Genomic DNA, 21,803 nt, shown 5'->3' with positions numbered 1-21,803 from the left:
TCGTTTTACTCGTACCTTTATGGAATTGAAACGGAGAAACCAACTGGAGATAGACATCACTATCCTGTTTTACTCGTACCTTTATGGAATTGAAACCAAGAGACTGTTTTTCGCGTAGGTCGTACCGAGCAGTTTTACTCGTACCTTTATGGAATTGAAACAGGCATAGCTTAATGATATAGTTCGAGACATCTCCGTGTTTTACTCGTACCTTTATGGAATTGAAACACTACTTTCTGCCTTTCTTCACTTGTCCGCAACATCGTTTTACTCGTACCTTTATGGAATTGAAACACATACTCCGGCTTAATTTTAGCTTTGCCCATTAGTTTTACTCGTACCTTTATGGAATTGAAACGGCACAGACAGGGGTGAACTACGAGAAGAAGGGGCTGTTTTACTCGTACCTTTATGGAATTGAAACAACGTTGCGGTACGATCCGGTGCAAATTCTTCCTGAGTTTTACTCGTACCTTTATGGAATTGAAACATCATCCGCAAAGTCGTATGCAGATACCACGTCTGGTTTTACTCGTACCTTTATGGAATTGAAACTGCATTTTTTGGAGTCAGGAAAATATATCTACAACAGTTTTACTCGTACCTTTATGGAATTGAAACTGCCATGACCTTGTACTTATCTACATACATGTAGTCGTTTTACTCGTACCTTTATGGAATTGAAACACACTTCCTAATCCAACTGCATTCATAAGAACATTGGTTTTACTCGTACCTTTATGGAATTGAAACTAATTGCATCCTTAATGTTAACGCTATGTCCATCTAAGTTTTACTCGTACCTTTATGGAATTGAAACGGTTGTAGCACCGTCAGTCAGAGCTGCCACGCCAAGTTTTACTCGTACCTTTATGGAATTGAAACGACCGACTCCATCATTAAGCCGGTTGGCAATTCGAGTTTTACTCGTACCTTTATGGAATTGAAACAAACGTCATGATGCTATTCATCCCACCCAAAAGCCCGTTTTACTCGTACCTTTATGGAATTGAAACCCTTGTTTGGAGGAGGCATTAATGCAGCGTCTCAGAGTTTTACTCGTACCTTTATGGAATTGAAACTTTGTGATAAGATTGAGCGCAATCGAATAATCAAGTTTTACTCGTACCTTTATGGAATTGAAACATAAATTGGGGGTGAGAGAAGACGAGGTAAAAAAGGTTTTACTCGTACCTTTATGGAATTGAAACCTAATATAGAGTTGTAATATTCAATTTGATTCCAGAGTTTTACTCGTACCTTTATGGAATTGAAACTATAATCATCGAATGATCCCTGTGGTCCGGACCAAGTTTTACTCGTACCTTTATGGAATTGAAACTTCGATACGCTCTTCATAATTCATCCGTTAATGTGTTTTACTCGTACCTTTATGGAATTGAAACTGATTCGGATCTTGTTGTACACCTCGTCGAGAGATAGTTTTACTCGTACCTTTATGGAATTGAAACATGTTTGCGGTTCGGGCAACAGGTGCAACGCCCTGGTTTTACTCGTACCTTTATGGAATTGAAACGTACTACTATCATGCAATTTATTGCACGTTTGGCTGTTTTACTCGTACCTTTATGGAATTGAAACCAAACGGTTTTGCGGTAGCAATTGATGCGACCATTAGTTTTACTCGTACCTTTATGGAATTGAACCCCGTCTGGTATTATTGGATGTACGTATATTGCCGTTGTTTTACTCGTACCTTTATGGAATTGAAACCAAGTGATGCGACAACAAAGGCAAACAACGCTCAGAGTTTTACTCGTACCTTTATGGAATTGAAACCGACATCACAGTCAACTTTCCGCGTGCGTACAAAGTTTTACTCGTACCTTTATGGAATTGAAACTGTACGGTTGTGCAATACTTACCTTCAGTTGTATCGTTTTACTCGTACCTTTATGGAATTGAAACTGACTACAAAAAAGAAAGTGATTCTGCTGGCCGTAAGTTTTACTCGTACCTTTATGGAATTGAAACATAAAAATTTACAACTATGAAAGAGTTCAACATTACAGTTTTACTCGTACCTTTATGGAATTGAAACTGATTGACGTGGAGCACCCGTTGCACAAAAATCTGCAGTTTTACTCGTACCTTTATGGAATTGAAACACGCAACATAATCAGCAGGGTAACCGAGTTTCGCACGTTTTACTCGTACCTTTATGGAATTGAAACTTGACTTCAACCTGGTAGATGTTCTGTGCTAACTTAGTTTTACTCGTACCTTTATGGAATTGAAACTTGTCCTTGATACCGTTGCGGAAGGCGCTCCTATCGTTTTACTCGTACCTTTATGGAATTGAAACACGGATCGGGCTTGGATAAAAACTTTTTGCAATAATGGTTTTACTCGTACCTTTATGGAATTGAAACCGATAATGGTAGGAATCAGTATCTTTGCCCTCCCAGTTTTACTCGTACCTTTATGGAATTGAAACATCAGGACGTATATACCATATAGCTTGGTTTGGCAGTTTTACTCGTACCTTTATGGAATTGAAACAGGTGAATTACTCTCCTAGTTCTATTCGAGTCAAAGTTTTACTCGTACCTTTATGGAATTGAAACTGAAATCATCAAGCAATTCAGGGATTTTCCGCTCGGTTTTACTCGTACCTTTATGGAATTGAAACTAATGAAAATGGGCGTAAGAGGTTTGTTGAAACTCGGTTTTACTCGTACCTTTATGGAATTGAAACCCTCGTAGTGGGCATTTGATCTCCTCGAAATTGAGGTTTTACTCGTACCTTTATGGAATTGAAACGACACGGGAATGCTTTCGTATGTGTCGCAAAAGACGTTTTACTCGTACCTTTATGGAATTGAAACGACTAAGATCGTCGCAAAGAGCACAGATTCGGATAAGTTTTACTCGTACCTTTATGGAATTGAAACGGCTGAACTTATAGTATGAATCAGGGCGGATCAAAGTTTTACTCGTACCTTTATGGAATTGAAACTTGACCTGTACGATGCCAAAGCGTATCGACATCTGGTTTTACTCGTACCTTTATGGAATTGAAACTCCGTTGCGGAGTGGATGATGGTATACGCCAACATGGTTTTACTCGTACCTTTATGGAATTGAAACTGTTATAGAAGGGTGCGAAGAGATAGACCCGTGGGCGGTTTTACTCGTACCTTTATGGAATTGAAACTGGAGTATTGCTTCGGAAAAGTATCCTCGTAAGGTAGTTTTACTCGTACCTTTATGGAATTGAAACATTTTTGCGTTGGCTTTTAATGGTTCTGATGTTACTGTTTTACTCGTACCTTTATGGAATTGAAACTTATGAGGATCTGGACGTCAATGACAAGTTTCTGCCGAGTTTTACTCGTACCTTTATGGAATTGAAACGCAAAAATCGGGATAGTCAGATGAACTGTGTCAAAGCCTTTTTGTTTAGTTGTTAACCTCATCAGAAAGGCACGATTTCCAATCGTGTTTTTCGGATGAGGGACATTACAGTCAGCAAAGTTACATAATCTTGAATCTGTCTCTAAATTTTATAGCCAATTGCTGAGCCGTGAGTCCCCAATTCGGTATCGGCATGGTCCCATTTCCTGCGGATATTGCGGTATGCCAGGTAGACGAGCTTGTAGAGGGCATCATCATTGGGGAACACCCCTTTGTTATTCGTTACCTTACGAACCTGACGGTGATAACCCTCAACGATATTGGTCGTATAGATAATTCTTCGGATATCTGTATTGTACTGGAAATATAGGTTGAGATTGTCCCATTTGTCACGCCATGATCTGAGGACAATCGGATAGATTTCTCCCCATTTTTGCTTCAGGGAGTCCAGCTCCATTTCAGCCTTTTCCTTTGTCGATGCTACATAGACAAGCTTCAGGTCCTTTAGAAAATCTTTCCGGTTCCTGCTGCCTACGTATTTCATGGAACTGCACATCTGATGATAATGCAAAGCTGGACATCCGTATCCGGGAAGCAATTAGAGAGAATCCGTACTTTCTCGAGACTAAGATTTGTGGTATTAGGAAGCTCTGATAATCCTTTTCATAGGCATCCCTTTGGGGTACAAAGGGCTTTTGCCAATGGTTGTTCCTGATATATTTGTCGTTTTCTACATCTTGGAGCACAAGTCTTTATTTTCTTATTGTCTATGAACGGTAATTTGAATTCTCCATCCATATCTGGGGTTATCTTTAAGATCAAAAAGAACTTCAGTGTTCTATGAGTTTATCTTGGATTCATACTGAGGTAAATATCAATATTGTATTGGCGGGTAGGGGAGAGCAAATTTGTTTCACATACCCGTGTGGGAATCAATGGATGTGACTCATCATACTGAGAAAAAGAAATTCAGTTTGCCTCAGTCCATAAGAGTCGTTAGATGTGCAGACACAAAAAAATCCGTGTGACTTTTTGAATCACACGGATTTTCTATACGTTTGTCGTGAATTACTTCACTTCCTCGAAGTCTGCATCCTGAATGTTGTCATCAGAATTCTTCCCACCATTGTTATTATTGTTGGTGTTGTCCTGAGACTGCTGGTTGTTGTTCTGAGTGCCTGCTCCTGCACCAGGACCGGCTTGCTGTTGTGCACCGCCTGCATTCTGATACATTTGTTGACTCATCGTCTGCATCACTGTATTCAGGTTTGCCATTGCCTTGTCGATGCCGGCAACATCCTGTGCCTTATGTGCATCTTTCAATTGCTGCAAAGCCTGTTCTACTTGTGACTTCTTGTCAGCCGGAACTTTATCGCCATTATCTTTCAGGAAACTTTCTGTTGAGAAGATCAAGGAGTCAGCCTGATTGAGCTTGTCTACTTTCTCACGTTGAGCCTTGTCTTGCTCTTCATTCTGTTTAGCTTCAGCCTTCATCTTGTCGATCTCATCCTTGCTCAGACCACTTGAAGCCTCGATGCGGATGCTCTGTTCCTTGCCAGTAGCCTTATCCTTTGCACTAACGTTCAGGATACCGTTGGCATCAATGTCGAAGGTAACTTCGATCTGTGGAACACCACGACGTGCTGGTGGAATACCCGTCAGATTGAACTGACCGATAGATTTGTTGTCTGCTGCCATCGGACGCTCACCTTGAAGAACGTGAATGGTCACTTCTGTCTGGTTATCTGCTGCAGTGGAGAATACCTCACTCTTCTTGCAAGGAATCGTGGTGTTGGCATCAATCAACTTGGTCATTACACCACCCATTGTCTCGATACCCAGAGTCAGCGGCGTTACATCCAACAGGACGATGTCGCCTACACCTTGCTCCTTGTTGAGGATGGCTCCCTGAATAGCTGCACCGACTGCGACGACCTCATCAGGGTTGACGCCCTTGGAAGGCTCTTTGCCGAAATAGTTCTTGACCAATGTCTGAACGGCTGGGATACGACTTGAACCTCCTACGAGGATGACCTGATCAATGTCAGATACCTGCAATTTTGCATCGCGGACAGCGCTTTGGCAAGGAACCAGACATTTCTGGATCAAGTCGTGGGCAAGTTGTTCAAACTGTGCTCTGGACAGTGTCTTTACCAAGTGCTTTGGCACACCACCTGTAGCAGTGATATAAGGTAAGTTGATTTCAGTACTCATAGAAGAACTCAATTCAATCTTAGCCTTTTCAGCTGCTTCCTTCAAGCGTTGCATAGCCATCGGGTCTTTGCTCAGATCAATTCCCTCGTCAGCTTGGAAGCCTTTGACCAACCAGTCTATGATCACTTGGTCGAAATCATCACCTCCTAAGTGGGTATCACCGTTAGTGGAGAGAACCTCGAATACGCCTCCACCGAATTCCAGAATGGAGATATCAAACGTACCACCACCTAAGTCGAATACGGCGATCTTCATCTCCTTGTTGGCCTTATCTACACCATAAGCCAAAGCGGCTGCAGTAGGTTCGTTGACGATACGACGAACTTTCAAACCTGCGATCTCACCGGCTTCCTTGGTAGCCTGGCGCTGAGAGTCAGAGAAATATGCCGGTACTGTGATCACAGCCTCTGTCACTTCCTGACCCAGATAATCCTCAGCAGTTTTCTTCATCTTCTGGAGAACCATTGCTGAAATCTCCTGAGGTGTATATTTGCGACCCTCGATCTCTACACGAGGATAACCGTTCTCGTTTACGACCTTATAAGGAACACGTGCAATCTCTTTAGCGCACTGATCATAGGTCTCACCCATGAAACGCTTGATAGAGTAGACTGTGTTCTGTGGATTGGTGATAGCCTGACGCTTTGCAGGGTCACCGATCTTGCGCTCACCGTCTTTTACAAAACCTATTACGGAAGGAGTTGTCCGTTTACCTTCGCTGTTAGCAATAACCACCGGCTCATTGCCTTCAAATACGGCAACGCAACTGTTAGTTGTTCCTAAGTCAATTCCAATTATCTTTCCCATAATTATCTATTTATTGTTTGTTATTATCTGCTTCATGGACATTGCTGTCCGCTAGGTAATATACAAACGATGTGCCAAGACGACCGCCAAGAGGAAAACTTGACAAATTGGCAGAAATGCGAGTTGTAGACGTCTCTTTTTCTCCAAGGCTTGTACGCCGAGCCTTTTTAAGGCGATATAATAAAAGGTTAAGGACGGACTTTCCGGACCGGAAACTCAGAATGAGGAGGTCATTTGGACGTGACCGATTACTGACAGATTGCCAAGACCGGAAATCCCATTCGTCCTATTCTTCTTTCTTGTTCTCTATTGCCTTTTTGATCAGCCCTTCGAGTTCGTCGCAAAGTTCAGGATTGTCTTGAAGCAGTTTCTTCGTTGCATCGCGGCCCTGTGCCAACTTGGCGCCATTATAACTGAACCAGCTGCCACTTTTCTGGACGATCCCGTACTCTACGCCCAGGTCAACGATCTCACCGACTTTGGAAATGCCCTGGCCGAAAGTGATCTCAAACTCTGCCTTACGGAAAGGAGGAGCCACCTTGTTCTTGACAACTTTGACACGTACCAGATTACCGACCACCTGGTCGCCATCCTTGATGGAACTGACGCGTCTGATGTCCAAACGGACAGAAGAATAGAACTTCAATGCATTGCCACCGGTAGTGGTTTCCGGATTGCCGAACATGACACCGATCTTCTCACGCAACTGATTGATGAAGATGCAGCAGGTATTGGTCTTGGAAATAGTGGCCGTGAGTTTGCGGAGCGCCTGACTCATCAGACGGGCCTGAAGTCCGACCTTGTTGTCTCCCATCTCTCCATCTATTTCAGCCTTGGGGGTAAGGGCTGCTACGGAGTCAATGACGAGGATGTCAATGGCTGAAGAACTGATCAACTGGTCAGCGATCTGAAGCGCCTGTTCACCGTTGTCGGGTTGTGAAATATAGAGGTTGTCGACATCTACGCCCAGATTGCTTGCATAAAAGCGGTCAAAGGCATGCTCGGCATCGATGAAGGCAGCAATACCGCCTTGCTTCTGTGCTTCGGCAATGGCATGAATGGCGAGAGTCGTCTTGCCGGAACTCTCCGGACCGTAGATCTCTACGACCCTGCCCCGAGGGTAGCCCCCCACACCCAAGGCAACATCGAGTCCGATACTGCCAGTGGGTATAACATCTACGTCCTGAATCTTTTCATCACCCATACGCATGATAGATCCCTTGCCGAAGTCTTTTTCTATCTTGGACATAGCCGACTGCAGCGCTTTGAGTTTGCCGTCTTTCATTGCCTGAATCTTGGCATTCTGGGCAGCCTGCTGTTTCTCAGTCTGGGCTGTTTTCTTTGAGTTGTCTGTATCTGTATTCTCAGCGTTTTCTTGTGTCATAGTTTTTTGTATCTATTATTATGGATGTATATAATGGGCTTTGCGAGTCCGTCGGAAAGTGATTAGGACTGATGCCAGTGGGGAAGACGGAGAAGATTACACTTCCAGGTCTTTATCTAAAATCTCGTGCCAAGGCAGTCCCTGCTTGTTCAGTTGTTCCATGAACGGATCCGGATCGAAATCCTCAACGTTCCAAACTCCCGGTTTCTTCCATAGGCCTTTGAGGTACATCATGGCTCCGATCATGGCGGGGACTCCGGTGGTATAACTGACACCTTGCATACCGGTCTCCTTGTAAGCCTCTTGGTGCTTGCAGTTGTTGTAAATATAGCATGTGTGCTCCTGATGGTTTTTCAATCCGCGGATACGACAGCCGATACTCGTCTCTCCGGTATAGTTGGATCCGAGTTTTTGCGGATCGGGGAGAACTGCCTTGAGGAACTGGAGCGGAACGATCATCTGACCATTGTAGTTGATTGGTTTGATACTAGCCATACCGATATCTTGGATCACACGGAGATGAGTCAGGTATTCCTGCCCGAAGGTCATCCAGAAGCGTGCGCGCTTGATCGTCGGATAGTTCTTCACGAGGCTCTCAAGTTCTTCGTGGTGCATCAGATAACTTTCTCGTGCGCCGATGTTGGGATAAGTCAGCGGTTTGTGGATCTCCAGTGGTTTGGTTTCTATCCATTTGCCGTTTTCGTAGTAAAGTCCTTTTTGGGTGATTTCCCTGATGTTGATCTCCGGATTGAAGTTGGTCGCGAAAGCTTTATGATGATTTCCGGCATTGCAGTCGACGATATCGAGATATTGGATTTCATCGAAGATATGTTTTGCAGCATAGGCAGTATAGACCCCAGAGACACCGGGATCAAAACCACATCCGAGAATTGCCGTCAGTCCGGCTTTTTCGAAGCGGTCTTTATAGGCCCACTGCCAACTGTATTCAAAATGAGCCTTGTCCTTCGGTTCATAGTTGGCCGTATCGAGATAGCTGCAGCCGCAGGCCAGGCAGGCATCCATGATCGTCAAGTCCTCATAAGGCAGTACCAGATTGATGACCAGATCAGGGCGGTAACTGTCAAAGAGTTTTTTCAGGGCTTCCACATCATCAGCGTCCACCTGAGCCGTCTTGATATTCGGATTGCCGATAGCCTTGACGAGTTTGTCACATTTCTCTTTATGGCGTGAAGCGATCATCAGGTCAGTGAACACTTCTGGATTCTTGTTGATCTTAAAGGCGCAGACAGTGGCTACACCACCGGCACCCAGTAATAGCACTCTACTCATGTCTTTATATGAATTAATTATTAGAATCTGTAAATGATCAATTGAGCCTTATCGGGAGAACTGTCCTGAGGTCTGAAGAACACCGGTTCCGTTTCTTTCAGTCGGAGACAGTCTATTGGAGTTCGTCAGCATGAATGCCTAAAGCATTCATCAAAGAATAGCCCAGAATTTCCTGCCTGAAATTGCCTCCGGGCACAGGCTCCATGGAAAAGACGGTAACATGCTTGGAGTCATCGTCAATATATTCAAATGTCCGACGGATCCTGTCATATTGGTCTCCGTCTTCAGCGTTTGGGATGATCATGATCCGCCTGACTGTTTTCTGAGACGCGATCTCCTTGACAATCTCCAGGAACAGGTCATTTTTGCTGATGATATTCTCTGTAGAAATCGAGGTCCAGATAAACTCCCCGAGTTTAGGGTCCTTGAAAGCCTTACCGTTCAATTCGCTGTCATAGACTGAAGGCTTGAAATTGTCAAGTTTGGAATGATCCCGATCATGAATGAGGATAATCTGGGTCTCATGGTCCCCTTCGCGCATTCCGCCATCAAGGGCAATGTCTACAGCCCATCGGCTGATGTCTGCCGGTGGAATCCTACGGTCGATCATCCTTTCAAAGTTGACGATGAGATTAAAGGCCACTTTATCAATGTAGTCAGCATCTGCGATGATGACATTTTCAGACCATTTGATGTTGCTTTTATTCAAGTCATTCATGTAGACAAAGGTACAACAATTTTGATAATATCCCAAATACTTTGGAATTTTATTCTCAAGCCCGTCACTGTGGTGCGAGACAGTTTGTCAGGCTTGTCCGGATGAGGCTTTCAGGGCTGCACAAAAGAAAATGACAAGAGGAGAATAGATGCGCCGGATAAATCTCAAAACTTTAAGATTAAAAATCAAATCCTTTAGTTGGAAATACTTAGAAGTTGGTATTTTTGCCAAAACAAATCAATAGAAACAATACAAAAATTATGAATTCGACAAAGAGCATTTTGGAAGGCAGACCGGCCTTGAAAGAAGAGATTGACAAGGTTGCCGAGATTGCGGGATACCTTTGGCAGAATGGCTGGGCAGAACGTAATGGAGGCAATATCACGATCAATATCACTCAATTGGTTGATGACGGAATCAGAAAACTGCCGGCTATTGATGAGGTGAAATCAATAGGGGAGACCCTTCCCCATTTGAAAGGGTGCTATTTCTTCTGCAAAGGCACCGGCAAACGGATGCGCGATCTGGCACGATGGCCTATGAAAAACGGGAGTGTCATCCGTATCCTCGATGACTGTGCCCACTATGAGATCATCGCTGACCAACCAGTGCTGCCTACCAGTGAACTTCCAAGTCATCTTGCCGTTCATAACCGTCTGGTGGGTGAAGGTTCTGCTTATAAGGCGACCATTCATACCCATCCTATAGAACTTGTAGCGCTGAGCCATCACAGACCTTTCTTGAAAAAGGACGTACTGACCCATCTGCTTTGGAGCATGATCCCTGAGACAAAGGCTTTCTGCCCGCTGGGGTTGGGAATCGTGCCTTATCAGTTGCCCGGCAGTGTAGAACTTGCCAAGGGAACAATGAAGGAACTTGAGGAGTACGATGTTGTCCTTTGGGAGAAGCACGGCGTATTTGCCAAGGGACTGGATGTGCTGGATGCTTTTGACCAGATAGACGTTCTTTCGAAGAGTGCCAAGATTTATCTGGAATGCAAGAGTATGGGTTTTGAGCCAGAAGGCATGTCGGATGCCCAAATGAAAGAAATGACCAAAGCTTTTAATTTGCCCAAATAAGAGCGAGTTTTGAAAGATACGATTGATAGAGGCGTTTGGAATGGCTGACATTCCAAACGCCTTTTTGTTTATACCGATTGGCAACAGGAGTTGAGAAACGGTCAATGCTGCGCAGGTGCTCCTGAAGGGATGTCCGGTATAAAGGTCTGTTCCGAAGACCTGCTGCCGAGACTTGTCGGAATACGACCGATTCTCAGCCTTTGTCCCAAATAGTGGTATCTAAGGAATATTACTCGGGTAGCGATATACAAAAAACTCCCGGTCAAGACAATGTCCTGGCCGGGAGTTGAAAGCTATTAACCTAATTCTTTATTTCAAAAGTTGAGGTACAAAGCAAGAGATGATCAGGATGACAATGCCGAGCACCAGGACCGTGATCGTCTTTCTGGAGCAGCCTTTCCATTCCTTCAAGATAATGCCCCAGACATTGGAGAATACCACGTTGAGAGACATCAGAATGCAGAAGGCGAAAGTCATGAGGGCCGGTGAACTTGTCAGGAAGCCTTTGCCCAAAGCCAGACCGAAGAACTGACTGTACCAGAGTGCACCTGCCAAGATGCAGAAGAGGAGGTTGTTGCCCCATACGGACTTCTTGCAGTAATCTCCCCAAGTCTTGTTTCTTGTGTTTTGGAAGAGACAATAAAGCGCATTGGTTACAAAACCGCCTAAAGTGACCAGGAAGGTAGCAGGCAGGGAGGCAACCATGGGATTGACCCCTTCAAATTGCAGGTCTTGACCTTGCGAGAGTCCGATATTGAAACAGGCACTCATAAAACCGGACAACAGTGCGACAACAATGCCTTTGGTAAAGTTGAAGTCTTTGACCGCACTTTTCTTCTCTTCGTCAGACAGGGAAGCACTCTTCATGTTCCCGGCAACGCCTATTACAGCGATTCCTGCGAGCGTCACGATGACTCCGATGATAATGGAAGATGTGATGTCACCGGCTTTCCCCGTAAAGACCGGACCGAGAATCGTTCCCAGACCTGCACACGTCCCCAAAGCGATGCTTTGTCCGAGGGCAACCCCCAGATAACGCATGGAGAGACCGAACGTCAGTCCTCCTATGCCCCAGAGCACGCCATAGAAGAAAGTCATGCCTACAGCTCTCGGGTCCATGGCAAAGAGTTCCCCTAAACTGTGTCCTGCGGGTATCGCAAGCATTGCTCCAAGCAAGGGAAGTATCAGCCACGCAAAGACACCTTGGACAATCCAGTAGGACTCCCAACTCCACTTCTTGATTTTATTGATTGGTACATAGCAGCTGGACTGGCAAAATGCGCCTGCTGCTATGATCAATAGACCGATAATGATCTCCATTACTTGCGCTTTGACAATACGTCTTTTTCATACTGCTCCACGTCAGAGATGTATTCTTCGGCTACAGGTTTGTTGTTCTTATAGTTGAAGTAGTCGTATACAGCTCCGACCGGCATGGTCTTTTCCTCTTCCATGAGAGCCAGACGTTCGAACCATTTGCCTTCGTCCTCGTATTTGCGGAGTGTAGGCAGCGGCTCCAGGAGAGCTTGCAGCAGTGCTTTCTGTGCAGCTCTGACACCGATGATATAAGCACCGATACGGTTGATGGAAGCATCGAAATAATCCAGCCCCAGATGTGTACGGTTAAGTGCGTTGGCACGGATCACCTCTGCGAACAGATCCCTGGTCTTGTCATCGAAGAGTGTGACGTGGTCGGAATCCCAGTGCATCGGGCGACTGACATGCAGCATCAATTCCGGAACGAAGAGCAGAAGAGAGGAGACGGCGTCAGCGACATTCTCTGTGGGCTCGTAGTGACCGGTATCCAATGTATAGATGACGTTGTTCTTGGAGCAATAGCCGGCGTAGAAATCATGCGAGCCTACAGTATAGGCCTCCATACCGATTCCGAAAAGTTTTGCCTCCAGGCAAGTCTTCATGTTCGGCAGTTTCTCGGAGAGAATGTCATCCAATGAGTTCTTCAGTATCTGACGGTAACGGGAGCGCTCCACAGTATAGTCCTTGGAACCGTCGTGTACCCAGATATTCATGATACAGGGATCACCCTGATATTTTCCCATCGCATCGGCGATACGGCGGCAGCGCTTTGTGTGCTCGATCCAGAAATCGCGGATTTCCTTATCAGGATTGGACAAAGAGAGGTAGCCGCTCTTCGGATGAGAGAAGGAGGTGGAGTTGAAATCGAGTTTTAGATTATTCTCTTTGGCCCACTGCATCCATCCTGTGAAATGCTTGGTTTCGCACTGGTCACGGTCAACGAATTTATCGCCGAACTCCCCGTAAGTCTCATGGAGGTTGAAGCGGAAAGTTCCACCTAAGAGTGAAACGACTTTTTCAATGTCTTGGCGGACTTCTGCGACATTGCGAGCCCGGCCTGGATAATTGCCTGTCGTCTGGATGCCTCCTGTGAGGGCGGTATTGCGCTCGAATCCCATCACATCATCGGCTTGCCAGCAGTGCAGGGAAATAGGGGCTTTCTGTAAGATTTCAAGTGCTTTATCCGTATTGACTCCTAATGCGGCATAACGCTCTTTTGCAACTTGGTAATTCTTCTCAATTGTTTCTGATTTCATAGTCTTTTTTCTTAGTTATTGATTTTACTTCTTGTATATTTTATACCTTTTAAGGTAGATTCCTTTTTTAGGATAGTGAGTGCCCGGATCTGCTGATGCCGGGACCGGGATGTGCAGATCAACGTGATCAGGCTGTCATTTGCAGATATTCAGGTATTTACGGTATGCTTCGTCCCAATGCTTTTTGTCCTGAGGTTCGTATCGCCTGAGATCGATGCTTTCTGCGATTATCTCACGCATTTCCCGAATCCCTTTGACTTCTCCTGAAGCTTTTGCCTGGAGCATGATGTTGCCGATGGCCGTACTCTCCTGTGGTCCTGCGAGTACAGGTACGCCACAGGAATTGGCAGTAAACTGGTTGAGCATGACATTCAGAGAACCTCCGCCGATAATGTGGAGTCTGCTGATGCCGAACGGCGCAAAACTTTCGAGCCAGTTGAATACTTGTCTGTATCTGAGAGCCAGACTGTCGAAAATGCATCTGCATATCTGGGGAGGAGTCTCGGGAACAGGTTCCTGATGTTCTTTACAATAGTTCTGTATGGCGAGGACCATGGACGAAGGATTCGCAAATACGGGGTCATCAGGGTTGATGAGACTTTGAAAGCCCTTTTCTGCAGCAGCTTCCTCCTGGAGTTTCCGATGTCCCAGACTCTTGAGTTCCGGCCATTCGGAGCGGAAACGCTCATAGATCCACATTCCGCAGATATTCTTCAGGAAACGGGTCGTGCCTTCTATTCCGCCTTCATTGGTGAAATTGAGTTGCAAACTCTTGTCCGTGATGATTGCATGCTTGTTTTCGATGCCCATCAAACTCCAGGTTCCTGAACTCAGATAGGCATATTTCTCATCTTGGGTAGGGATGGCCGCTACGGCACTGGCTGTATCGTGCCCTGCTACGGCAATGACAGGAATGGCAGGCAGACCTGTCTGTTTCTGTATTTCTTCCGTCAATGGACCTATGACTGTGCCCGGACTGGTCATCTTGCCGAATTGTTCCCGTTTCAGTCCTACACTGTGGATCAGTTCTTCGTCGAGATCACCGGTCTTGGGATTGAGGAGTTGGGAAGTAGAGGCAACCGTATATTCGCAGATTGTCTTTCCTGTCAGCATATAACTTAAAGCATCCGGAATGAAAAGTACTTGTTTGGCATGGCGCATGGCAGAATTTCCTGACACGTGCATCTGATAGAGTTGGAAGAGAGAGTTGAAATTCATGAATTGTATGCCCGTTTTCTCATACACCTTTTCTTTGGAAACGGCATCCTTGAAATACTCCTCCATTGTCCCCATTGTACAAGGGTCGCGGTAGGACATCGGATTACGCATCAATGCACCGTCGTCGCCGACGAATACGAAGTCGCATCCCCACGTGTCAATGCCTATGCTCTGTATAGGGATGTGGCGCTTGTGGGCAAGTTGCAAGCCGAGAATGATTTCATGGTACAGGGCATAGAAGTCCCAATAAAAATGACCACCTGTTTCTATGATGGGATTATCAAAGCGAGTCAGTTCTTCCAGTTCTATTTTCCCATTGTCCAGTGTACCAATGATCGTTCTTCCACTGGTTGCCCCTAGATCAATGGCAAAAAAATACTTCTTGTTTTCAATCATCGATTTTGATTTGGTTAAGTGTTGTTTAGTTTAATTCCACAAAGTTACCTTGAATCGATGTGATAAAACTCTAGTATTTGATTTTAAAGCATAAAAAATTGAGAAAGATTATTTCCGAGTTATTTAGGGGACAAAAGGGGGAAGCCTTTCTCTTGAAATGGGGTCTATTGAGGGTCGGGATTAAGTTTGGGAAAGGCGCTGTACCGTTTGGTTCTTTAAAAAGGTCAAAGTGGTCAGCCTATCTGGTTCTGTGTCGGAACTCACTGGGTTTGCAACCCGTTTTGATCTTGAATTTTGAAGAGAAGTAATCCGGCGTTTCAAATCGGAGACGGTAAGCGATCTCCTTGATGCTGGAGTTAGTCGTTGACAACAGTTCTTTAGCCCTTTGAAGGCGGAGTTCCTGTTGGTAGGTCGCCGGTGCAATGCCGGTGAATTCCTTGAACAGTTTCCTGAAATTGGAATAACTGACTCCCATAATGTTGGCAATCTGCTGGATGGACAAGTCTTTCTCGAGTGATTCCCTGATCATCTTCCTGGCATGGTTGATCATATCGACATAAGCCTGGTTTCGGTTGAGCGTGATGTTCCTGTCGAGAGAGTACATCAGTCCGATGAGGTGGTTAACGATGCCGGCAAGCATTTGCTGGGAGTAGGCGGCTTCTTTCAGGGCGGTCTGATAGGCCTCTTCGTAAAGACGGATGATGTCACTGCTGTAGCCGACATGATAGATCGGTTTTGAAGGAGACAGGAATCCCGCCTTTACTCGGTCGTCCATGTTCTTGCCTTTAAAACCTATCCAATAACTTTTCCACCCGCTGTCCTTGGAGGGATGATAGGTATGCCATTCACCGGGGAAGAGCAGGAAAATATCTCCCGACTTGATCTTGACAGGTCTTTTGGTGTGCGCGTTCTGGAAGATGCCTTCCCCCTCGGGTACGTAGAGAATCTGGTATTCGTTGAGGATCCTGCCTTTATCGATATTGAAATAATAGCCGTCAGCATGTCCATGTGTGGGATAGTCCTCATCAGGAAGAATGGTCTCCTGTCCTACAGTGTTGATAGTAAGTCCCCAAAGGGCATCTTTGGAATTGGCAACAAGGTATTTGCTGGTCTGCATGGTATGTCTTCTATTTCTTGACAAAAATACTAAAATTACATGAATAAATCAAATACTTAATATTTTTAATCCGATTTTTAGAAAGTATTACTATTATTTTCTTAATAATTAAGGAAAAGGCATAGGTCTTGAAAAAGTTATGTACCTTTGTAAACTATTAGAAAAGACGGGCGTTTTTCGCTTTTAAGAAATTGAACACATTTAAAATTCGTGAATCTTTATGCCGACTTTATCGATTATTATTATCATTGCATTTTGTTTAGGTTACCTTTTTATTGCACTTGAGAGTGTGACCAAAGTTAATAAAGCAGCTATAGCGCTCTTCATGTTTGTCGTGTGCTGGACATTGTATATGATCAGCCCGGAAAGTTATAATCCAGGTGTTCCTACGGCAGACCTGCCTTCTGTGGTCAGTGATGCGATTGAGCGGCATCTAGGAAGTACTTCTACGACGCTTTTCTTTCTGATGGGTGCGATGGCGATCGTGGAAATTGTTGATCAGAACGGCGGTTTCGATTGGGTGAGCAGGGTCATGAAGACAAGGAGCAAACGCGCCTTGTTGTGGAAAATCACCTTTATGACTTTCTTCCTTTCTGCCATACTGGACAATATGACTTCTTCCATCGTGATGATCATGATACTTCGCAAACTCACGAAGAATCATCAAGACCGCTTGATCTATTCGTCCATGATTATCCTGGCTGCCAATTCCGGTGGGGCCTTTTCTCCTATAGGGGATGTGACGACAATCATGCTCTGGAACAAGGGTCTGATTACCCCTCTCGGCGTCATTACCGAAATATTCATTCCTTCCGTCATTTCCATCGTCATACCTGCCCTGATTCTCCAAACCCAACTTTCCGGTCAACTGGAAACTTTGGGGACAGTTCAACTTTCTGGAAAAGAGGAGACGGCTGACTTGGATTTTTCTGAACGCCAACGTTTGGTGATCTTCTTTCTCGGAGTGGGGGGCTTGATCTTTGTGCCGATATTCAAGGCTTTGACTGATCTGCCTCCTTTTGTCGGTATCCTTCTTGTGCTGAGTGTCCTCTGGATCGTTACAGAAATCTTTTACCGGCGCTTGCACCGCTTTACCGGAAAAACTTCCTTTACCAGAAGAGTCGCTGACCTTCTGTCCCATATCGACTTGTCCACCATCCTTTTCTTCCTGGGGGTGCTCATGGCAGTCTCTTGCCTGGAAGAGATCGGGGCTTTGAAGATGCTGGGGCATGGCCTGAATACTACTTTTCAGGGAAACCACTATATGGTGACTGGGATCATAGGCGTGCTTTCCAGTGTGATTGATAATGTGCCTTTGGTGGCGGGTTGTATGGGAATGTATCCGCTGCAGGCTACCGGAGATATGGCTACTGACGGCATATTCTGGCAATTACTTGCCTATTGTGCAGGAACGGGAGGTTCAATCCTGATCATCGGGAGTGTTGCAGGTGTCGTCGTGATGGGACTTGAGAAAATTACTTTCGGCTGGTATATGAAACATGTGAGTTGGATTGCGTTTGCAGGATACCTCGTGGGCATCCTGTCTTATTGGCTGATTCGGGATTATGTTATTGTTTTACATTAAAGTTATTGCGTGAATTGAGATGATGGTGGTATTTATAGTTATCAGTGTTCTTTTCGGAATTGCAGTCGGCTATCTCATTGCCGGCAGATCGCGAACAGAAATGAAGTTGGATTTGGGTAAGGCTCGGACACAAGTCGAATTGCTGCAGCAACAGAGGACTGCAGATGCGGAGAGTGCCCGTAGTCAGAAAGAAGAACAGAAATCCATGTATGAGAAGCAACTCTCGGATCTGAGAGACCGACAGGCACAGCAACTGGCCGAACTGAAGATGCAGGAGGAAAGCAGGTTGAAACTCCAGCGTGAGGAGTTGGAAAGACAACTCGCACAGCAGCAGGAGCAGTTTTCTCTGCAGTTGAAATCGGCACAGCAGGAGATGGCGATCGCAGCCCGGAAAGTGATGGAAGAGAACACAAAAGCCTTGAAAGAAGCGAATGTAGAGCATGTCGGTCACATTACAACTCCCCTTCAGGAGGCAATTAACAGTATGCGGAAAGCCTTGGATGACAGTACGATGAAGACTGCAGAAGGACAGGCGAGCATTCGTGAGATTATTGAACAGATGCGGAAGAGCAGTCAGGAGATCGGGGAGAAAGCTGAATCTCTCGTCAATGTGCTGCGCCGTGACAATAAGGTGACCGGTAATTGGGGAGAGGTCATCCTGGGCGATCTCTTGAATAGCCAGGGACTGGTTGAAGGAAGAGAATACGATGTGCAGTCTCACCTTCGTGATGCCAATGGCAATGTTGTCCTGAATGACAGTACCGGTTCCCAGATGATCCCTGATGTTATTCTCCATTATCCCCAGGGGGATGACGTGATCATTGACTCGAAAGTCTCTTTGGTCGCTTTCGAGAGATATGTCAACGCTACAACTCAGGAAGAGAAAGACAAATACCTCAAGGAACATGTGGACAGTGTCCGCAAGCATATCTTGGAACTGGCTCGCAAGGATTACAGCAAGTATGTCAAGGCACCTCGTAAAGCAGTCGACTTTGTCATCATGTTCATGCCTGTGGAAGCTTCTCTGCAGTTGGCTTTGGTCACTGATCCCCAACTTTGGGATGAGGCTTTCCATAAGAAGGTTTTTATCACGAGCGAGCAGAATCTGACGGCTATCCTTCACATGATTAGGGTCGCATGGGTCCAGAATACGCAGGCGGAAAACCAACAGCGGGTTTTCGGATTGGCAGAGACACTGCTCGATCGACTCGGGGATTTCTTCCAGCGGTATAATAAATTGGGTGATCTGATGAAGCGGACTCAGGCAGCCTATGACCTGGCTGACAATAAGTTGATCTCCGGTCAGCAGAGTGTGGTGAAAAAGGCGAAAGAACTGGTTGAGTTAGGTGCGAAAGAGAACCCCAACAGGCCGATACCTGAACCGGTGGATGATCCGCAGGACAGTTTGATAGAGAAAAAGAAGTTGGACAAGTGAGTTGCAGCTTCATTTCTGATCAACCTTGAAGATGATCAGTAACGGTGGGAGTCGGTAATAAGGGTACCCTTATTACAGCCGTAGAAATAAAAAAGCCATGTCTCGTTCTCTATATAGATAGAGGTGAGATATGGCTTTTAGAGTATGATTGAAAACTTCTTCTCAGCAATTGAATAGACCCGTTTCCAATTTGGAATCCGAATTCCGGCATCAGTCTCTTTCTCGTTTTCTCAAAGATCGGAGACACCATGCCGGACCTTCGTCATTCTAAAGCGGGTATTCTTCAAATGCGTAGAGGACAGTAGACAAGTAACGCTCACCGGTGTCAGGGAGAAGCGTGACGATCGTCTTGTCAGCATTTCCCGGGCGTTTGGCTATTTCGGCGGCTGCAAATGCGGCTGCACCGGAAGAGATTCCAACCAAGAGGCCTTCCTTCTGAGCCAGTTGCCGTCCTGCCAGGATGGCTGCATCGTTGTCGATGTCGATGACCTCATCGATAAGAGAAGCATCATAAGTTTTAGGAATGAATCCTGCACCGATACCTTGTATCTTGTGCGGACCGCTCTTCCCGCCTTTGAGGACAGGTGAGGTAGCAGGTTCTACTGCGTAGACCTTGATCTTGGGGTTCTTTTCCTTCAAAGCCTTGGCTACGCCCGAAATGGTACCACCCGTGCCTACGCCGGCTACGAATATATCTACTTTCCCGTCAGTGTCATTCCATATCTCCTGTCCCGTTGTCTTGTAATGGATCAAAGGATTGGCAGGATTTTCAAACTGTTCCAGAATGATAGAGCCGGGGATGGTATCCCGAAGTTCATTTGCTGCTTTGATTGCACCCGGCATTCCGTCTTTGCCACTCGTCAGTTTGACTTGTGCGCCGTAAGCTTTTACGAGATTTCTGCGCTCGACACTCATCGTCTCAGGCATCGTCAGGATCAATTTATATCCTTTGACAGCTGATACGAGGGCAAGGCCTACACCTGTATTTCCACTTGTCGGCTCGATGATCGTAGCGCCGGGTTTCAGTTGCCCTTTTCGTTCGGCGTCTTCTATCATTGCCAGTGCAATGCGGTCCTTAACACTTCCTCCGGGGTTGAAGAATTCAACTTTTGCGATGATAGGTTTCTTCAGACCTAGAAAGGATGAATACTTGTTTAATTCCACTAGAGGAGTGTGACCGATTAAATCGGTTATTTGTTTGGCTATTTTTGACATATTTCTTTCTTTTAAATTATAATTAATGGAGGAGAACTGTATCTCCCCCCTCGTTATTCTATTGGTCTGTCATTCCTCTTTTGATAAGGATGATGTTCAGTTTTCATTTTTTACAGCTTCGAATGCCTGATCCAGGTCATCGATCAGATCCAGATAATGTTCTGTACCGATACTGAGTCTGATGGTATTCGGGTAGATCCCTTGGTCAGCAGCTTCTTCCTTGCTCAATTCCGAATGGGTGGTTGATGCAGGATGAATGACAAGGGATTTCACGTCTGCGACGTTTGCCAGTAAAGAGAAGATCTTCAAGTGGTCTATCCAGTCTGTCGCCTTCTTCTGGGAACCGTCTATTTCGAAAGTGAAGATACTGCCTGCTCCATTTGGGAAATACTTTTCATACAGATCATGATTGGGATGTTCGGGCAGTGAAGGATGGTTGATCTTCTTGACTTGGGGCTGGTTCTTCAAATACTCAATGATCTTTTTGGTATTGTAGACTTCACGCTCTATACGCAAACTCAGTGTTTCCAAACCTTGGAGCAAAATCCAGGCAGCGATAGGAGCGAGGGTTGCACCTTCATCACGAAGGATCAGGGCTCTTACCCTGGTCACGAACGGAGCAGGGAGTTCACCGAACTTCAGGCCATGATAGGATGGGTCTGGTTGGGTAAAACCTGGGAATTTCTTACTCTTCATCCAGTCGAAAGTACCGCCGTCAACGATGACTCCTCCTAACGTACTGCCGTGTCCGCCTATGAATTTGGTGGCAGAGTGTACGACGATGTCTGCGCCATGCTCGATAGGTCTGATCAGATAAGGCGTTCCGAAAGTGTTGTCGATGATCAAAGGAATGCCGTGACGATGAGCTATTGCAGCTGTACCTTCGATGTCAGAGATATTTGAATTCGGGTTACCCAAGGTCTCAATGTATACAAGTTTGGTATTTGGCTGAATCGCTTTATCGAAAGCATCCAAATCATCGGGATCAACGAATGTAGTAGAGATCCCATATCTTGAAAGAGTATGTTTCAACAAGTTGTATGACCCGCCATAGATGGTCTTGCTGGCTACGACATGATCACCTTCAAAGGCAAGATTGGTGATCGCGTAGGTTACGGCTGCGGCGCCTGAAGCAACTGCCAGACCTCCTACACCACCTTCGAGCGCAGATACACGGTCTTCAAATACACCTTGGGTAGAATTGGTCAGACGGCCATAGATATTGCCGGGATCACGCAGACCAAAACGGTCAGCTGCATGCTTGGAATTCTTGAAAACATAGGATGTCGTCTGATATATTGGGACAGCACGTGAATCTGTTGCCGGGTCAGCTTTCTCTTGTCCGACATGGACCTGCAGAGTCTCGAAATGTAGTTTCTTCTTGTTGCTCATAG

Annotated in this window: 13 protein-coding genes, 1 pseudogene and 1 CRISPR repeat array (1 of these 15 only partly in view); of the genes and pseudogenes, 3 read left to right on the top strand and 11 right to left on the bottom strand. The window is 45.6% G+C overall.

Annotation, left to right across the window (positions count from 1 at the left end; all coding sequences use genetic code 11):
* A CRISPR array of direct repeats spans positions 1-3,378; the repeat unit is 30 nt; unit sequence GTTTTACTCGTACCTTTATGGAATTGAAAC; it reaches 5,627 nt to the left of the window's first position.
* 120 nt (positions 3,379-3,498) lie between these two features.
* From NG821_RS00475 to NG821_RS00455, 5 genes and pseudogenes are all read right to left on the bottom strand, one after another.
* Positions 3,499-3,972 (bottom strand): annotated as a pseudogene (locus NG821_RS00475) (transposase); the annotation flags it as partial.
* Between the two features lie 474 nt (positions 3,973-4,446).
* Entirely contained in the window at positions 4,447-6,399 is a 1,953-nt protein-coding gene (gene dnaK / locus NG821_RS00470) for a molecular chaperone DnaK (RefSeq protein WP_252759690.1), read from the bottom strand.
* Positions 6,400-6,685: 286 nt separating this feature from the next.
* Positions 6,686-7,684 carry a recombinase RecA gene (gene recA, locus NG821_RS00465; RefSeq protein ID WP_252759748.1) on the bottom strand — a complete coding sequence of 333 codons (999 nt, stop codon included), beginning with the start codon at positions 7,682-7,684 and terminating at the stop codon, positions 6,686-6,688.
* A 195-nt stretch (positions 7,685-7,879) separates the two neighbouring features.
* Positions 7,880-9,073: a saccharopine dehydrogenase family protein gene (locus NG821_RS00460; RefSeq protein ID WP_252759689.1), complete on the bottom strand. Its 1,194-nt coding sequence runs from the start codon at positions 9,071-9,073 to the stop codon at positions 7,880-7,882.
* 112 nt (positions 9,074-9,185) lie between these two features.
* Entirely contained in the window at positions 9,186-9,791 is a 606-nt protein-coding gene (locus tag NG821_RS00455; RefSeq protein WP_252759688.1) for a DUF6621 family protein, read from the bottom strand.
* Positions 9,792-10,051: 260 nt separating this feature from the next.
* Between NG821_RS00455 and rhaD the strand changes: the two genes are divergently transcribed.
* A complete protein-coding gene (gene rhaD, locus NG821_RS00450) occupies positions 10,052-10,870 on the top strand; it encodes a rhamnulose-1-phosphate aldolase (protein ID WP_252759687.1) in 819 nt (272 codons plus the stop codon).
* A 309-nt stretch (positions 10,871-11,179) separates the two neighbouring features.
* Here the strand turns inward: rhaD and rhaT are convergent, their stop codons facing one another.
* The 4 genes from rhaT to NG821_RS00430 form a co-directional block, all read right to left on the bottom strand.
* Complete coding sequence (gene rhaT, locus NG821_RS00445) at positions 11,180-12,190, bottom strand: L-rhamnose/proton symporter RhaT (protein ID WP_252759686.1); 1,011 nt, start codon at positions 12,188-12,190, stop codon at positions 11,180-11,182.
* Positions 12,190-13,443: an L-rhamnose isomerase gene (locus NG821_RS00440; protein WP_252759685.1), complete on the bottom strand. Its 1,254-nt coding sequence runs from the start codon at positions 13,441-13,443 to the stop codon at positions 12,190-12,192. The genes rhaT and NG821_RS00440 overlap by 1 nt, the downstream gene beginning before the upstream one ends.
* A gap of 135 nt (positions 13,444-13,578) precedes the next feature.
* Positions 13,579-15,054 carry a rhamnulokinase gene (locus tag NG821_RS00435; protein WP_394802043.1) on the bottom strand — a complete coding sequence of 492 codons (1,476 nt, stop codon included), beginning with the start codon at positions 15,052-15,054 and terminating at the stop codon, positions 13,579-13,581.
* Between the two features lie 241 nt (positions 15,055-15,295).
* Positions 15,296-16,174 carry an AraC family transcriptional regulator gene (locus tag NG821_RS00430; RefSeq protein WP_252759747.1) on the bottom strand — a complete coding sequence of 293 codons (879 nt, stop codon included), beginning with the start codon at positions 16,172-16,174 and terminating at the stop codon, positions 15,296-15,298.
* A gap of 220 nt (positions 16,175-16,394) precedes the next feature.
* Between NG821_RS00430 and nhaD the strand changes: the two genes are divergently transcribed.
* Together nhaD and rmuC are read left to right on the top strand one after the other, a co-directional pair.
* The gene (gene nhaD, locus NG821_RS00425; protein WP_252759683.1) at positions 16,395-17,759 is read left to right on the top strand and encodes a sodium:proton antiporter NhaD; all 1,365 of its coding nucleotides are present in this window, start codon (positions 16,395-16,397) and stop codon (positions 17,757-17,759) included.
* Positions 17,760-17,778: 19 nt separating this feature from the next.
* Positions 17,779-19,194: a DNA recombination protein RmuC gene (rmuC, locus tag NG821_RS00420; RefSeq protein WP_252759682.1), complete on the top strand. Its 1,416-nt coding sequence runs from the start codon at positions 17,779-17,781 to the stop codon at positions 19,192-19,194.
* 267 nt (positions 19,195-19,461) lie between these two features.
* On the opposite strand, the gene cysK is transcribed toward rmuC, so the two are convergent.
* Positions 19,462-20,409: a cysteine synthase A gene (gene cysK, locus NG821_RS00415; protein WP_252759681.1), complete on the bottom strand. Its 948-nt coding sequence runs from the start codon at positions 20,407-20,409 to the stop codon at positions 19,462-19,464.
* A 96-nt stretch (positions 20,410-20,505) separates the two neighbouring features.
* Entirely contained in the window at positions 20,506-21,801 is a 1,296-nt protein-coding gene (locus NG821_RS00410; RefSeq protein WP_252759680.1) for an O-acetylhomoserine aminocarboxypropyltransferase/cysteine synthase family protein, read from the bottom strand.
* Positions 21,802-21,803: the final 2 nt, after the last annotated feature.

This window comes from Segatella cerevisiae, from assembly GCF_024054555.1.
Classification (GTDB): Bacteria; Bacteroidota; Bacteroidia; order Bacteroidales; family Bacteroidaceae; genus Prevotella; species Prevotella cerevisiae.
This window is presented reverse-complemented; position numbering and strand designations above follow the sequence as displayed.